General features: G+C 72.0%; 11 protein-coding genes, 1 pseudogene and 1 other annotated feature. Of the genes and pseudogenes, 9 read left to right on the top strand and 3 right to left on the bottom strand.

Translation table 11 applies throughout. From position 1 onward, the window contains the following. Positions 1 to 10: 10 nt before the first annotated feature. From AC3ANS_RS18835 to AC3ANS_RS18825, 3 genes are all read right to left on the bottom strand, one after another. On the bottom strand, positions 11 to 1,345 hold the full coding sequence (locus AC3ANS_RS18835; RefSeq protein ID WP_488293109.1) for an ABC transporter permease: 1,335 nt from the start codon (positions 1,343 to 1,345) through the stop codon (positions 11 to 13). After that, positions 1,342 to 2,097, bottom strand: coding sequence for an ABC transporter ATP-binding protein (locus tag AC3ANS_RS18830; RefSeq protein ID WP_488293108.1), 756 nt, complete (start codon positions 2,095 to 2,097; stop codon positions 1,342 to 1,344). Before AC3ANS_RS18830 ends, AC3ANS_RS18835 begins: the two co-directional genes overlap by 4 nt. Positions 2,098 to 2,167: 70 nt before the next feature. After that, positions 2,168 to 3,241: an SGNH/GDSL hydrolase family protein gene (locus tag AC3ANS_RS18825; RefSeq protein WP_488293107.1), complete on the bottom strand. Its 1,074-nt coding sequence runs from the start codon at positions 3,239 to 3,241 to the stop codon at positions 2,168 to 2,170. A gap of 77 nt (positions 3,242 to 3,318) precedes the next feature. Between AC3ANS_RS18825 and AC3ANS_RS18820 the strand changes: the two genes are divergently transcribed. The 9 genes and pseudogenes from AC3ANS_RS18820 to AC3ANS_RS18780 all read left to right on the top strand — a co-directional run bounded on the left by AC3ANS_RS18820 (position 3,319) and on the right by AC3ANS_RS18780 (position 15,162). Then, positions 3,319 to 4,716 (top strand): cystathionine beta-synthase, encoded by a 1,398-nt coding sequence (locus tag AC3ANS_RS18820; protein WP_488293106.1) that lies wholly within the window; start codon positions 3,319 to 3,321, stop codon positions 4,714 to 4,716. A gap of 149 nt (positions 4,717 to 4,865) precedes the next feature. Continuing rightward, positions 4,866 to 5,318: a Zn-ribbon domain-containing OB-fold protein gene (locus tag AC3ANS_RS18815; RefSeq protein WP_488293105.1), complete on the top strand. Its 453-nt coding sequence runs from the start codon at positions 4,866 to 4,868 to the stop codon at positions 5,316 to 5,318. Beyond that, a complete protein-coding gene (locus AC3ANS_RS18810) occupies positions 5,315 to 6,505 on the top strand; it encodes a lipid-transfer protein (RefSeq protein WP_488293104.1) in 1,191 nt (396 codons plus the stop codon). Before AC3ANS_RS18815 ends, AC3ANS_RS18810 begins: the two co-directional genes overlap by 4 nt. A 314-nt stretch (positions 6,506 to 6,819) precedes the next feature. Further along, positions 6,820 to 7,026, top strand: a pseudogene (locus tag AC3ANS_RS18805) (GIY-YIG nuclease family protein); the annotation flags it as partial. Positions 7,027 to 7,184: 158 nt separating this feature from the next. Then, positions 7,185 to 8,428 (top strand): IS3 family transposase gene (locus AC3ANS_RS18800; protein ID WP_488293087.1). Its coding sequence is split into 2 segments (ribosomal slippage): positions 7,185 to 7,473 and positions 7,473 to 8,428, totalling 1,245 coding nucleotides; the frame shifts between segments, so codons are not numbered across the junction. After that, positions 7,472 to 7,600: a sequence feature (AL1L pseudoknot), on the top strand. Its footprint overlaps the gene before it by 129 nt. A gap of 330 nt (positions 8,429 to 8,758) precedes the next feature. Then, a complete protein-coding gene (locus tag AC3ANS_RS18795) occupies positions 8,759 to 10,210 on the top strand; it encodes a cytochrome ubiquinol oxidase subunit I (RefSeq protein ID WP_488293103.1) in 1,452 nt (483 codons plus the stop codon). Between the two features lie 13 nt (positions 10,211 to 10,223). Next, positions 10,224 to 11,243: a cytochrome d ubiquinol oxidase subunit II gene (gene cydB / locus AC3ANS_RS18790; protein ID WP_488293102.1), complete on the top strand. Its 1,020-nt coding sequence runs from the start codon at positions 10,224 to 10,226 to the stop codon at positions 11,241 to 11,243. Further along, positions 11,240 to 14,506: a thiol reductant ABC exporter subunit CydD gene (gene cydD / locus AC3ANS_RS18785; protein ID WP_488293101.1), complete on the top strand. Its 3,267-nt coding sequence runs from the start codon at positions 11,240 to 11,242 to the stop codon at positions 14,504 to 14,506. Before cydB ends, cydD begins: the two co-directional genes overlap by 4 nt. After that, a complete protein-coding gene (locus tag AC3ANS_RS18780; RefSeq protein WP_488293100.1) occupies positions 14,503 to 15,162 on the top strand; it encodes a response regulator in 660 nt (219 codons plus the stop codon). Before cydD ends, AC3ANS_RS18780 begins: the two co-directional genes overlap by 4 nt. Positions 15,163 to 15,236 lie beyond the last annotated feature (74 nt).

The following is a 15,236-nucleotide window of genomic DNA, read 5'->3' as shown; positions in this document are numbered from 1 at the left end:
GCCCAGTCTGTCACCGGGACGCACCCGCCGGCACGTGGGCGCGGCGGACCGCGGACCGCGCGGCGAGGAGGGTCAGAGCCACCGCGGCCGCCATCACCAGCGGCGGCAGCCAGAGCTGGCCGTCGGGCACCACACCCTCGTGACGGGCGATCCCGAACGGGATGACGGCCGCCAGTGAGGACACCGCCCCGAGCACCACCCCGATCGCGGCGACGCCGCGGGCCTCGGCGAGCACGGAGGCCTCGACCTGCTCGGGCGTCGCGCCCAGCAGCCACAGCTGGTGCAGCTCGGCGCGCCGGTGGGCCACCACGGCGGCGAACGTGTTGACCACGACCACCGCCGCGAACACCACCATCATCCCGACGACGACGTTGTTGAGCAGGTTGATGGTGCGGGCGTCGTCCTCGAACCCCGCCGGGCGGGTGCGGTTGTCGGTGCCCACGATCATGAACACACTGATGCCCGAGGCGGTGAGCACGATCACCGGCGCCAGGACGCCGCTCAGCAGCCGGGCCCGGCGACGTGAGTTGTACGTCGCCAGGTAGCCCGCCGGTCCGCGACCCAGCAGCGGCCGGGCCGGTGCCGAGAGGACGCGCAGCAGCCACGGCGCCAGGCAGCCCAGGCCGACCGCGACGAGAATGCCGAGCTGCCCGGAGGTCGCCATTGCGGAGTACGGGTCCGCATCGTGCGCGGTGACGGTGATCGTGACCACCGCCATCGTTGCGCTGTAGCCGAGCAGCAGCACGGCGGCGGCGATCCGCCACCACTGCAGCCGCCCCGAGCCGGGCCGGCCCTCGCTGGGGGTGATGCTCGCCGGGCCCCGGGTCGCGCGGCGGGAGGCGAGACCGGCGCCGAGCAGGCTCACCAGCACGACCAGCGCGGCCGTCGCCACCGGCGCGAGACCGGGCGCGTAGGTGACCGAGTCCTCGACGGTCCCGGTGTTGCGCAGCAGCGCCATCAAGAAGCCGCCGCCCAGCCACGCCAGCACCGCACCCAGTGCCGAGGCGACCGTCGCGACCAGGACCGTCTCGGCCCGGACCAGGCGGGACGTCTGGCGCGGGGTCGCGCCGATGGTGCGCAGCAGCCCGATCTCCACCTCGCGCTGGGTGACGGTGATGCCCACGGTCGAGACGACCGCGGAGAGCACGATGATCGCGCCCCAGGCGCCGACCACCGTGCCCATGGTCGTGAGCGTGTCGTGGTCCGCGGCCGAGACCGTCCCGGACGCACTCGCGGCCAGAGCGGCGAACGAGCCCATCAGCCCGGTGCCGAGCAGCACGGTCACGAACGTCGCGCTCGAGGCGGTCGCCCGGTGGCGCAGCGAACGCCAGGCCAGGCCGGTCATCGCGCACCGCCGGCGACGAGGTCGGACAGGTGTGCCAGCTGCCCGGCGACGGCATCGGCGGTGGGCCGGTCCATCCGCCCGGCCACGCGGCCGTCGACGAGGAAGACCACCGTGTCGGCGTACGACGCCGCCACCGGGTCGTGGGTGACCATCACGACGGTCTGGGCGAGCTGGTCGACGCTGTCGCGCAGCAGCGACAACACGCCGCGGGCGGTGGCCGAGTCGAGTGCGCCGGTGGGTTCGTCGGCGAGCACCACGGCGGGCTCGGTGACCAACGCCCGGGCGATCGCCACGCGCTGCTGCTGCCCGCCGGACAGCGCTCCGGGCAGGTGCGTGCGCCGGTCCCCGAGCCCGACCCGCTGCAGGAGGGCCGCGATCCGGTCGCGGTCGGGGCGGCGACCGGCGAGACGGAGCGGGAGCGCGACGTTCTGCTCGGCAGTGAGGTACGACATCAGGTGGAAGCCCTGGAAGACGAAGCCGATGCGTTCACGCCGCAGCCGGGTGCGGTCGTTCTCGCTCCAGTCGGTGACGTCGTGACCGTCGACGACTACCCGGCCGGCGGTCGGCGGCTCCAGGCCGGCGGCGCAGCTGAGGAAGGTCGACTTGCCGGACCCGGAGGGCCCCATGACCGCGGTGAAGGTCCCGGGGGCGAAGGCGAGGTCGACGCCGTCGAGCGCGGTGACCGCGCCGGCGCCCTCGCCGTAGGTACGGGTGAGGCCGTGGACCTCGAGAGAGGTGGTGGGTGAGTTCATGTCATCGACGCTAGGAGCGCCGAGGCCGGGTCTCGATGGGCCTGGACCGCCGATCGGGGTGGGGTTTTCCCTACCCCTCGGGGGCCGCCTGGAGCTCCTGGTCGGGGGCCTCGTCGTGGGCCTCGTCGTCCGAGTCGTCCGAGTCGTCCGAGTCGTCCGGGGCCTCGCCCTCGGTGCCGGGCCGGCGCCGGCGGTGGCGCAGCTCCACCCAGAGGCCGCGCACGCCGCGGCGGGAGCCGCCGACCTCGGTGCCGCCCAGCTCGGTGCCGGGGACGTTGACGGCCTGGATGGCGGCCGTGGTGATCGGCAGGACGCCCTCGCCGCGGTAGGCCTCCGGCTCGGCTTCGTCCTCGGGGATCAGGCCGAGTGCGGCGAGGGTGGAGGGGAGCAGCACGCCCGCCATGGAGCGGTAGCCGTCGGCCGAAGGGTGGAACTGGTCGGGCCCGAACAGGATCGCGGGAGCCGCGGCGAACTCCGGCCCGAGGATCGAGCCGAGGGAGACGGTGCGGCCGCCCTCCTCGACCACCGCGATCGTCTGCGCCGCCGCGAGCCGGCGCGACCAGGCCCGGGCCACCTGCTTGAGCGGTGGGGCGATCGGCTTGATCGTGCCGAGGTCCGGGCAGGTGCCGACGAGCACCTGGACGCCGGCGTCGCGGAGGCGGCGTACACCCTCCGAGAGGTGGCGCACCGACGCGGAGGGCAGCACGGTGTGGGTCACGTCGTTGCCGCCGATGAGGATCACCGCGATGTCGGGCTCGATCGGCAAAGCGGCGTCGATCTGGCTCGCGAGGTCGGAGGACAGCGCGCCCACGACCGCGAAGTCGCGCAGGTAGACCCGCCGGTCGGCCTGATCGGCCACCCCGGTGGCCAGCAACGCCCCGGGTGTCTCCTCGACGCGCTCCACGCCGTAGCCAGCGGCACTGGAGTCGCCGAGCACGACCACCTTGATCGCCGGGCCCGGGCGGCCCCGGCCGTACCAGCCGGTCGGGTCGGGCGGGTCGTCATCGAGGCGTCCGATCCGCTTGCGCGCGACCGTCGCCTCGGCCCGCAGGAGGCCGTAGAGCGCCCCACCGAGCACCGAGACGCCGCCGCCGCCGTACGCCGCGGCGGAGGCGAGCTTCCGAGCAGCAGCCGCTTTCCCCACGCCGCCACTCTACGGACGCGCCCCAGGCCGTGCTCCGGGGTTTACGCGATGGGGTCGGGCGCCTCTAGATTGGCGCGATGCAGTACGTGAACTCGCTCCTCGACCTGATCGGCAACACCCCGCTGCTCAGGCTCTCGACGTCCATGGGCTCGCTGAACGGCGCAAAGGGACCGATCGTCCTCGCCAAGGTGGAGTACCTCAACCCCGGCGGCTCGGTGAAGGACCGCATCGCGACCCGGATGATCGAGGCCGCCGAGGCATCCGGCGAGCTCCAGCCGGGCGGCACGATCGTCGAGCCGACCTCGGGCAACACCGGTGTCGGCCTGGCGATGGTCGCGCAGGCGAAGGGCTACAAGTGCGTGTTCGTATGCCCGGACAAGGTGAGCGAGGACAAGCGCAACGTCCTCAAGGCGTACGGCGCGGAGGTGGTCGTCTGCCCGACCGCCGTCGAGCCCGAGCACCCCGACTCCTACTACAACGTCTCCGACCGGCTCGCCTCCCAGCCGGGCGCGTGGAAGCCGGACCAGTACTCCAACCCGCACAACCCGCGGTCGCACTACGAGACCACCGGGCCCGAGATCTGGGCGCAGACCGACGGTCGCATCACGCACTTCGTCGCGGGTGTCGGCACCGGCGGCACGATCACCGGCACGGGCCGCTACCTCAAGGAGCAGAACGCTGCCGTCCAGGTGGTCGGCGCCGACCCTGCGGGCTCGGTCTACTCCGGCGGCACCGGGCGGCCCTACCTGGTCGAGGGCGTGGGCGAGGACTTCTGGCCCGAGGCCTACGACCGCGACGTCGCCGACCGGATCATCGAGGTCTCCGACGCTGACTCCTTCGCGATGACGCGACGGCTGGCCCGCGAGGAGGCACTGTTGGTCGGCGGGTCCTCCGGCATGGCCGTGCACGCGGCGATCCAGCTGGCCCACGAGCTGGAGGGGACGCCCGAGGGCGAGAGCGCCGTCATCGTCGTACTCCTCCCGGACTCGGGCCGCGGCTACCTCACCAAGGTGTTCAACGACGACTGGCTCGCGCAGTACGGCTTCCCCGTCGACGGTGCGGAGCGGCCGGTGCAGAACGTCGGCGAGGTGCTGCGCGGCAAGAGCGGCCGGCTGCCCGACCTGGTGCACACCCACCCGAACGAGACCATCGCCGAGGCCGTCGCGATCCTCCAGGAGTACAACGTCTCCCAGATGCCGGTCGTCCGCGCCGAGCCGCCGGTGGTCGCGGCCGAGGTCGTCGGCTCGGTGTCCGAGCGGACGCTGCTCGACCTGCTCTTCACGGGTACGGCGCGGCTCACCGACTCGGTCAGCCAGCACATGTCGCCCCCGCTGCCCACGATCGGCTCGACCGAGCCCGCGTCCGACGCGGTCGTCGCCCTCGAGGGTGCCGACGCGCTGCTGGTCCACGAGGACGGCAAGCCCGTCGGCGTCGTCACCCGCCACGACCTGCTGGCCTACCTCGCGCGCGGCTGACCGCCATGGTGGTTTCGAGGCTCGCTTCGCTCGCACCTCAACCACCGTCGCGGTGGTTGAGGTGCGAAGGCCGCCAGGCCTGAGCCTCGAAACCACCCCACCGACGCGTGCCCTAGGATGAGAACACGTTCTAGTTCTCCGGAGGCAACATGGCGGCGACGGGCACGCCCGCGATCGACGGGTGGTTCACGACCGGGCCGCAGCCCGCCCTGCTCGGGTCGCGGTGCACGACGTGCGGCACGGTCTTCTTCCCCCGGGCAGCAGGTTTCTGCCGCAACCCCGCCTGTGCCGGCGAGGAGTTCGAGGAGACCGAGCTCTCCCGGCGCGGGACGGTGTGGTCCTACACGGACGCCCAGTACCAGCCGCCCCCGCCGTACGTCCCTCGCGCCGACCCCTATGAGCCCTTTGCGCTCGCGGCCGTCGAGCTGCCGGAGGGCCTGGTCGTGCTCGGTCAGGTCGCGGAGGGGTACGGCGTGGCCGACTTGCGGGTCGGCGCCGAGGTCGAGCTCGTCGTCGAGACGCTCTACGCCGACGACTCCGGCGACCGCCTGATCTGGCGCTGGAAGCCGACCATCGAGCTGGGCGAGGAGGCCGACCAGTGAGCAACGACGTGGCCGTCCTCGGCGTCGGCATGCACCCTTGGGGCAAGTGGGGCCGCCCGTTCGTCGAGTACGGCGTGCACGCCGCCCGGGCCGCCCTGGCCGACGCGAGCGTCGACTGGCGCGACGTGGACCTGATCGTCGGCGGCGAGACCGTGCGCAACGGCTACGGCGGCTACGTCGCCGGCGCGACGTTCGCCCAGGCCCTCGGCTGGAACGGCGCCCGGGTGGCCACGTCGTACGCCGCCTGCGCCACCGGAGCCCAGGCCCTCGACACCGCCCGGGCCAGGATCCTCGCGGGGATGTGCGAGGTGGCGCTGGTCGTCGGCTCCGACACCACGCCGAAGGGGTTCCTCGCACCCAACGCGGGGGAGCGGTGGGACGACCCGGACTGGCTCCGGTTCCGGCTGCTGGGCATGACCAACCCGGCGTACTTCGCGATGTACGCGCGTCGCCGCATGGATCTCTACGGCGCCACCCAGGAGGACTTCGCCCGGGTCAAGGTCAAGAACGCCAAGCACGGGCTGGAGAACCCCCACGCGCGCTACCGCAAGGAGGTCAGTGTCGAGGACGTGCTGACCAGCGCCGTCGTCTCCGACCCGCTGCACCTGCTCGACATCTGTGCCACCTCCGACGGGGCCGCCGCGGTCGTGCTCACCTCCACCGAGTACGCCCGCCGGCACGGGATCGCGTCGCCCGTGCGGGTCAACGCGGTCTCGACCGTCACGCCGACCTTCCCCAACACCGTCCTGGACATGCCGAACCTCTCGACGGACTCCAGCCTCGTCACGGGCGTGCCGGACTCGACGTTCAAGGAGTCGATCGGGCGAGCGGCGTACGAGGAGGCCGGCATCGACCCGGCCGACGTCTCGCTCGCCGAGGTCTACGACCTCTCGACCGCCCTCGAGCTGGACTGGATGGAGGACCTCGCCCTCTGCAAACGCGGCGAGGCCGAGGCGCTGCTGCGGGCCGGCGACACCACCATCGGTGGCCGGATCCCCGTCAACCCGTCCGGCGGGCTGGCCTGCTTCGGTGAGGCCGTCCCCGCCCAGGCGCTCGCCCAGGTCTGCGAGGTCACCTGGCAGCTTCGCGGCCAGGCCGCCGGTCGCCAGGTCGAGGGAGCCCGTGTGGGCATCACCGCCAACCAAGGCCTCTTCGGCCACGGCTCGTCGGTGATCCTCAGCGTCTGACCTGCGTCAGCGACGGTGGTTTCGAGGCTCGCTTCGCTCGCACCTCAACCACCGTCGTCGCCCGATTCGGGTGGCTGTCGCTCGCACCTCGACCAGCGTCGTCGTCCGGTGGTTGAGGTGCGAAGGCCGCTAGGCCTGAGCCTCGAAACCACCGATTCGGGTGGCTGTCGCTTGCACCTCGACCAGCGTCGTCGTCCGGTGGTTGAGGTGCGAAGGCCGCGAGGCCTGAGCCTCGAAACCACCGATTCGGGTGGCCATCCACAGGCGGCGACAGCGCGATTGCCGTGCGCTGATCGCAGACCGACCCTGGCGCGATGCCCTACACCTACATCGTCCGCTGCTCGGACGGCACGTACTACGTCGGCAGCACCTGGGACGTCGAGGCCCGCGTCTGGCAGCACAACAGCCCTGACCTCGGCGCGCAGTACACGCGGCATCGCCAGCCCGTCGAGCTGGCGTGGGCCTGCTGGTTCGACTCGATCGAGCAGGCGTACCTGTTCGAGAAGCGGGTCCAGGGTTGGAGCCGCGCGAAGCGCGAGGCACTGATCGGAGGTCAGTACGACGCTCTTCCCGACCTCTCGCGACGCCTCGCGGTCCAGCGGCGGGTGCGAGAGAGCGGCGAGCCGCTGAACCGCCCCGGGATGTCCGGAGACTTCATTAGTTGGAAGAGGATGAAGTCATGGCACGTCCCAGCAAGTACCCCCGGGAGCTGCGTGAGCGCGCGGTGCGGGCGGTGGCCGAGTCGGTGGCGCAGGGTGAGTACCCCACTGAGTTCCAGGCGATCCGTGCGATCGCTGGTCAGCTCGGGCTTGGTTCGGCAGAGACGCTGCGCAAGTGGGTGCGTCAGGCCGAGGTCGACGGGGGCACTCGTCCGGGCAAGACGACCGAGGAGATCGTTGAGATCCGGGAGCTGAAGAAGAAGGTCGCTGAGCTCGAGCGGGCGAACCAGATCTTGAAGTCGGCCTCGGCTTTCTTCGCGGCGGAGCTCGACCGCCAACCCCGGTTCTGATCGAGTTCATCGACCAGCATCGCGACCTGTACGGAGTCGAGCCGATCTGCCGGGTGCTCACCGAGCACGGCGCCAAGATCGCTCCGTCGACCTACTACGAGGCCCGCACCAGGGCGCCCTCGAAGCGCGCCCTGCGTGACGCCGAGATCGTCGCGTTGATCCGGGTCGCGCGTGAGCACCGGTTCCGTGCCAGGTTCGGTGCCCGCAAGATGTGGCTGCACTTGCGTGCACAAGGCCACGACGTGGCCCGGTGCACCGTGGAACGGCTGATGGCCGCCCAGGGCTGGACGGGCGCGTTGCGGGGCAAACAGGTCCGCACCACGATCCCCGCCCCGGCCGACCCGCGCCCGGCCGATCTGGTCGACCGGGACTTCACCGCACCGGCCCCGAACCGGCTCTGGGTCGCGGACTTCACCTACGTCGCGACCTGGTCCGGCACCGTCTACGTGGCCTTCGTCTTCGACGTCTTCTCACGCCGGATCGTGGGCTGGCGGGCAGCCACACGGATGACCACCCATCTGGTCCTCGACTGCCTCGAGCACGCCCTGTGGACCCGCGACCGTGACGGTGTCGGCGACCTGACCGGGCTGGTGCACCACACCGACGCCGGCAGCCAGTACACCTCGTTCGCGTTCACCAATCGCCTCATCGAGGCCGGCGTGGATGCCTCAGTGGGTTCGGTGGGTGACGCCTACGACAACGCCCTGGCCGAGTCGCAGATCGGGATCTACAAGACCGAGCTCATCCGCCCCGAAGGCCCCTGGAGCGACGTCGAGGAGGTCGAGCTCGCCACCTTGACGTGGGTCACCTGGTTCAACACCGAGCGCACCCACGAATCCATCGACGACCTGACACCCATCCAGGCCGAGGAAGTTCACTACGCTGCACGAAACCGTCTCCTCCCGACCGGGTAGAGACACCACACGAAGTATCCGGAAACCCCGGGGCGGTTCACGCCGGGGTGAGGGTGGTTTCGAGGCTCGCTTCGCTCGCACCTCAACCACCGTGCTGGCTCGCTTCGCTCGCACCTCGACCACCGTGCAGGCTCGCTTCGCTCGCACCTCGACCACCGTCTGCGACTCTTTCGGACGGGGTTGGGCGGCAAATGGCCCGGACTTCGGTACGCCAGAGACGGGTGGGGGTGATCCAGGTCTCGCGGCCCGTGGTAAAACGGGACCTAGGTCCCGGACATGGGGTCCTGGGACCATGCCCTACTACCGGGGCCCTGGTTGAAGGTTCTATCCGTGGACATCCTCGACGTCGCACGGTGGCAGTTCGGCATCACCACCGTCTACCACTTCCTGTTCGTCCCGCTCACGATCGGGCTGACGCTGCTCGTCGCGGTCATGGAGAGCTTCTGGCTGCGCAGCGCGAAGCCCGAGTGGCTGCGGCTGACCAAGTTCTTCGGGAAGCTCCTCCTGATCAACTTCGCGCTCGGCCTGGTGACGGGCATCGTGCAGGAGTTCCAGTTCGGCATGAACTGGTCGGACTACTCCCGGTTCGTCGGCGACATCTTCGGGGCGCCGCTGGCCGTCGAGGCGCTGCTGGCGTTCTTCCTCGAGTCCACGTTCCTCGGCCTGTGGATCTTCGGCTGGGACCGGCTGCCCCGCAAGCTGCACGCGAGCTGCATGTGGCTGGTCCACATCGGCACGCTTGCGTCGGCGTGGTTCATCCTGGCGGCCAACTCCTGGATGCAGCACCCGGTCGGCTACAAGTACAACCCCGACACCGGCCGCGCGGAGCTCACCGACTTCTGGGCGGTGATGACCAACAAGGTCCAGCTCGTGACGTTCCCGCACGTGGTCGCCTCGGCGTACATGACCTCGGCCGCGTTCATCCTCGGCGTCAGCGCCTGGCTCTACGCCAAGAAGCGCTTCGAGCAGGACCGCGGGATGTACCGGATGGGCATCCGGCTGGGTGCCTCGGTGGCGCTGGTCGCCGGCCTGCTGGTGGCGGTCACAGGTGACGCCCAGGGCAAGGTGATGACCGACGTCCAGCCGATGAAGATGGCGGCCGCCGAGGCGCTGTACGACACCGAGAGCGACCACGCGCCGTTCTCCCTGTTCACGATCGGGACTCCGGACGGCAAGGAGGAGAAGTTCTCCATCACCGTCCCGGGCCTGCTCTCCTTCCTCGCCACCGGCCACTTCGACGGCAAGGTCGAGGGCATCAACGACCTGCGCGCGAAGTACCAGGACAAGTACGGCCAGGACCCCGGCGCGGCGTACTACTCGCCCGGCGACTTCACGCCGTACATCCCCATCACCTACTGGTCCTTCCGGTTCATGATCGGGCTCGGCCTCCTGGTCGCCGCCGGCGCCGCTCTCGTCCTCTTCCTGACCCGCAAGGGCCGCGCGCCGACCGCCCGCTGGTTCGGGCCCGCGGTCATCGCGATCCCGGTGGTCGCGGTGCTGGCGAACTCCTTCGGCTGGATCTTCACCGAGATGGGCCGCCAGCCGTGGGCGGTGTTCGGGCTGATGACCACCGCGCACGGCGTCTCGCCGGGCGTGAGCCAGCTCGAGGCGTGGATCTCCGTGATCGTGCTGACCCTGCTGTACGCCGTCCTCGCGGTGATCGAGGTCGGGCTGCTGGTCAAGTACGTGAAGAAGGGTGCCGACCCGTTCGCCGAGCCCCCGGACCCGACGCTGCGCGGCAGCGACGAGGACCAGGACCGACCCATGGCGTTCGCCTACTAAGAGAGACGGATCGATGGAGCTCACCACAGTCTGGTTCACCCTGATCGCCGTCCTCTGGATCGGCTACTTCACCCTCGAGGGGTTCGACTTCGGCGTCGGCATGCTGCTGCCGGTGCTCGCCCGTGACGACCGCGAGCGGCGGCTGATGATCAACACCATCGGCCCCCACTGGGACGGCAACGAGGTGTGGGTCCTGACCGCCGGCGGCGCGACGTTCGCGGCGTTCCCCGAGTGGTACGCCACGTTGTTCAGCGGGTTCTACCTGCCGCTGCTGCTGATCCTGGTCGCGCTGATCGTGCGCAACCTCGCCTTCGAGTACCGCCACCAGCGCCCCGAGCAGAGCTGGAAGGCCCGGTGGGACCTGGCGATCATCATCGGTTCGTTCCTGCCCGCGCTGCTGTGGGGCGTCGCGTTCGCGAACATCGTCCGCGGCGTGCCGATCGACGAGACCAAGGACTTCACCGGCAACCTGTTCACGCTGCTGAACCCCTACGGCCTGCTCGGCGGCGTCGTCACCCTGCTGCTGTTCCTCACCCACGGCGCGATGTTCATCGCCCTCAAGACCGACGGCGAGATCCGAGGCCGGGCACGCAACCTGAGCGTGCAGCTCGGCCTGGGTGCGGCCGTGGCGGCGGTCGTGTTCCTGCTGTGGACCCAGGTCCACACTGGCAACGTGGGCTCGGCGATCTTCTTCGTGCTCGCAGCGGCGGCGCTCCTCGGCGGGATCTTCATGGCTCACGCCGGGCGCGAGGGCTGGGGCTTCATCGGGACGTTCGTGACGATCGCGCTCGCCGTGGCGGGCCTGTTCGTGGCGCTGTTCCCGGACGTGATGCCCTCCACCACGGACGCGGCGTACTCGCTGACCACCACGAACGCGGCGGCCACGCACTACACGCTCAAGGTGATGACGATCGTCGCGGCGATCTTCACCCCCATCGTTCTCGGGTACCAGGCGTGGACGTACTGGGTCTTCCGCAAGCGGATCTCGGTGCACCACATCCCCGAGGCTGAGCTGGAGAACGCGGGCCGGTGAGGCCGGGCGACCCCCGGATCCGGCGGCAGCTCGCTCCGGCTCGCTCCCAGCTCGCGGTCGTCCTGGCCGCAGGTGTGGTGGGCAGCGTCCTGCTCGTCGCCCAGGCCTGGGTGGTCACCGAGCTCATCCTCGCGGCGCTCCACGACGGTGACGTCGGCCGTTGGGCGGCCCTCGTGGTCGCGGTGTTCCTGGCCCGGTCGGCGACCGGGTGGACCACCGACACGATGGCCGCCCGGGCGGCGGCGGTCGTCGGGACCGACGTACGTCGTCGCGTCGTCGCCGCGATCCTGCGCTCCGATGGCGCGCGCTCGTCCGGGGAGCTGGCGACGCTGGCGACCCGGGGCGCGAGCGCCGCGGAGCCGTACCTGACCCGCTACGTCCCGGCGCTGGTGCTGGCCGGGGTGTTGCCGTGCGTGACGCTGGTCGCGATCGCCACCCAGGACCCGATGAGCGCGCTGATCGTGGTCTGCACGCTGCCGCTGATCCCGGTGTTCGGGATCCTGGTCGGCCTGGCGACCCAGGACCGGGCCCGCTTGCAGTGGCGGGCGCTCGCCTCGCTCTCGGGGCACTTCCTCGACGTGATGCGCGGGCTGCCGACGCTGGTCGCGTTCCGCCGCGCCGAGGCGCAGGCGGCGACGATCCGCGCGGTCACGGACCGCTACCGCCGGCGCACCATGGAGACGCTGCGGATCGCGTTCGCCTCCTCCGCGGTGCTCGAGCTGGTCGCGACGCTGTCGGTGGCGCTGGTCGCGGTCACCGTGGGCCTGCGGCTCGCGCAGGGTGACCTCGACCTGGAGACCGCGCTCGTGGTGCTGCTGCTCGCGCCCGAGGCGTACTGGCCGCTGCGCCGGGTCGGCGCGGAGTTCCACGCCGCCGCCGAGGGGGTGGCGACGTTCGAAGCCGCCAGCGAGCTCACCGAGCAGCCCGAGGAGAGCGGCGTACGCCGGGCCGGGCCGATGTCGGTCGAGAACGTGACCGTCCTGCGACCGGGCCGGGCGGTGCCCGCGCTGGAAGACCTCTCGCTGAGCGTGCCCGACCGCGGCGTGACCGCGGTGACCGGGCCGTCCGGGTGCGGGAAGTCCACCCTGCTGGCGGTGCTCGCCGGACTGCTCGAGCCCAGCTCGGGCGTGGTCCGGGGGCCCTCGCGCAGCCAGATCGCCTGGCTGCCCCAGCGGCCGGTGTTCGTCGCGGGATCGGTGGCCGACAACCTGCGGCTCGCCGTGCCCGACGCCGATGAGGCGCGGCTCTGGGAGGCGTTGCGCCGGGTGGCGCTGGAGGAGCGGGTGCGGGACCTGCCCGCGGGGCTCGACACCCCGATCGGTGAGGACGGGGCGACGCTGTCCGCGGGCGAGCGGGCGCGGCTGGCGCTGGCGCGGGTCGTGCTGTCCGAGCGGCCGTGGGTGCTGCTCGACGAGCCCACCGCCCACCTCGACGCGCTGACCGAGCAGGTCGTCGCCGACACCGTGCAGGAGCTCGGACTCACCCGCGCGGTCGTGGTCGTCGCGCACCGGCCGGCCCTGGTGGCGCTCGCCGACCGTGTCGTCGAGCTGACCCCGCCGGAGGTGCCCGCGGTGGTGCCGACGGCCGAGGGCGCGGCCGCGCGCCCCGTGCCGGCCGACGCCCCGGCGCCGCCGCGCAGCCGCGGGCTGCTCGGGCCCACCCTCGTCGGGGGCCTCGCCTCCGCGTCCGGCGTCGCGCTCACCGCGACCGCCGGCTGGCTGATCGTGCAGGCCGCCACCCGCCCGCCCGTGCTCACGCTGCTGGTCGCGATCGTCGCCGTGCGGACGTTCGGCCTGGCGCGTCCCGCGCTGCGGTACGTCGAGCGGCTGCGCTCCCACGACGTGGTGCTCCGGATGCTCGCCGAGCGGCGGGTGGAGGTCTACGACGCCGTCGTACCCCTCACCCCCGGGGCGCTGGGCCGGCGCCGCGGCGACGTCCTCGCCGCGATCGTCGACGACGTCGACTCCGTGCTCGACCGCGAGCTGCGGGTGCGGATGCCACTGCGAGGGGCGTACGTCGTCGCCGCGCTGGCGGTGCTCGTCGCCGCGCTGGTCGAGCCGCGTTCGGCGCTGGTCGTCGCCGGGACCTGCGTGGTCGGCGGGGGAGTGGGCTACCTGCTCGCGCGCACCGGCGCCACCCGCGCTGAGCAGCGCGCGGTCGCCACCCGGGCGCGACTCTCCGACGTGGTCGTCGAGGTCGCCCAGACCGCCAGCGAGCTGCGCATGTGGCAGGCCGAGGAGCGCGCCCTCACCTCGGTGAGCCAGGTGAGCAGCGAGCTCGGTCGCGCCGCGGTCACCGCCGCGACCTGGCTGGCGTGGGCCCGCGCCGTGGTGCTCGCGGTCTCCGGGCTGGGCGTCGCGGCGATGGCGCTGCTGCTCGCACCCGTGGTCGCGGACGGCCACCTGTCCGGCCCGCTCCTCGCGCTGCTCGTCCTGATGCCGCTCGCCCTCGCCGAGGTCGCGACGTCGACGGCCGACGCCGGCGCCCTGTCGGCCCGCACCGAGGCGGCCGAGCAGCGGCTGGCCCGGATCGCCGCCACCCCGCCGGCCGTGGCCGACCCCGAGCACCCGCTGCCCGCCGACGGCGGGGACGAGCCCGGTGTCAGGCTGGGTGTCAGGCTGGGCGTCGAGCACGTCTGGGCGTCCTGGGAGGACCGGGAGGTGCTGCGCGACGTCTCGCTGGACCTGCAGCCCGGTGACCGGGTGGCCGTGGTCGGGCCCACCGGGTGCGGCAAGAGCACGCTGGCGCCGCTGCTCCTGCGGTTCGTCGACCCCGTGCGCGGCACCGTGCGCCTGGGGCACCAGTCGCTGCGCGACCTGGCCCTGGACGACGTACGCCGGACCGTCGGCCTGGTCGACGACGACCCGCACGTGTTCGCCACCACGCTCGCCGAGAACGTCCGGCTCGCCCGGCCCGGGGCGAGTGACGAGGAGGTCGAGGACGCGCTGCGCCGAGCCCGCCTGGGGGGCTGGCTCGACTCGCTGCCCGCCGGGCTGGACAGCTGGCTCGGCGACGGCCACGCCGGTGTCTCGGGCGGCGAACGGGCCCGGATCGCCATCGCCCGGTCACTGCTCGCCGACCAGCCGGTGCTCGTGCTCGACGAGCCCGCGGCACACCTGGACGGCGCGACCGCGGAGGCGCTGGCGGCGGAGGTGCTCGGCGACGAGGAGCGTCGTACGGTTCTCTGGATCACGCACGCGAACGCCGGACTCGACCGGGTCGACCGCGTGTTCGACCTCGGTGCTGGTAGAACAAGGGCATGAGCACCCCGCCCGAAGCCCCGGCGAAGATCCGCGTCTACCTCCTCGACGACCACGAGGTAGTCCGTCAGGGACTGCGCGCGCTGCTGGAGAGCGCGGGTGACATCGAGGTCGTCGGCGAGTCCGGCTCCGCCACCGACGCCAGCCACCGCATCCCGGCGCTGCGGCCCGACGTGGCCGTCCTCGACGCCCGCCTGCCCGACGGCTCCGGCATCGAGGTGTGCCGCACGGTGCGCGCCGTCGACCCGAGCATCTCGGCGCTGATCCTGACCTCCTACGACGACGACGAGGCGCTGTTCGCCGCGATCATGGCGGGCGCCGCGGGCTACGTGCTCAAGGAGATCAAGGGCTCCGACCTCGTCTCGGCGATCCGCCAGGTCGCGGCCGGCAACTCCCTGATCGACCCGACGCTCACCGCACGCGTCCTCGAGCGGGTGCGCAACCCACCGACGACCGCCCCGGAGCTGGCCGAGCTGACCGAGCAGGAGCTCAAGTTGCTCGCCTACATCGCCGAGGGCCTGACCAACCGCCAGATCGGCGAGCGGATGTACCTCGCCGAGAAGACCGTCAAGAACTACGTCTCCAGCATCCTGGCCAAGCTCGGCCTCGAGCGGCGTACCCAGGCCGCGGTGCTGGCCAGCAAGCTGCTCGGCGGCTGATCGCCGGCCGTCGCCCGCCCGGGTCGGGCGCGGGGTCGGCGGTGAACTGTCCACCTGCGGTGTGGTGTCCGGGG

Source organism: Nocardia sp. 149-1B (genome assembly GCF_057747975.1).
The sequence above is the reverse complement of the archived record's forward strand: the minus strand, read 5'-3'. Positions and strand labels throughout refer to the sequence as shown.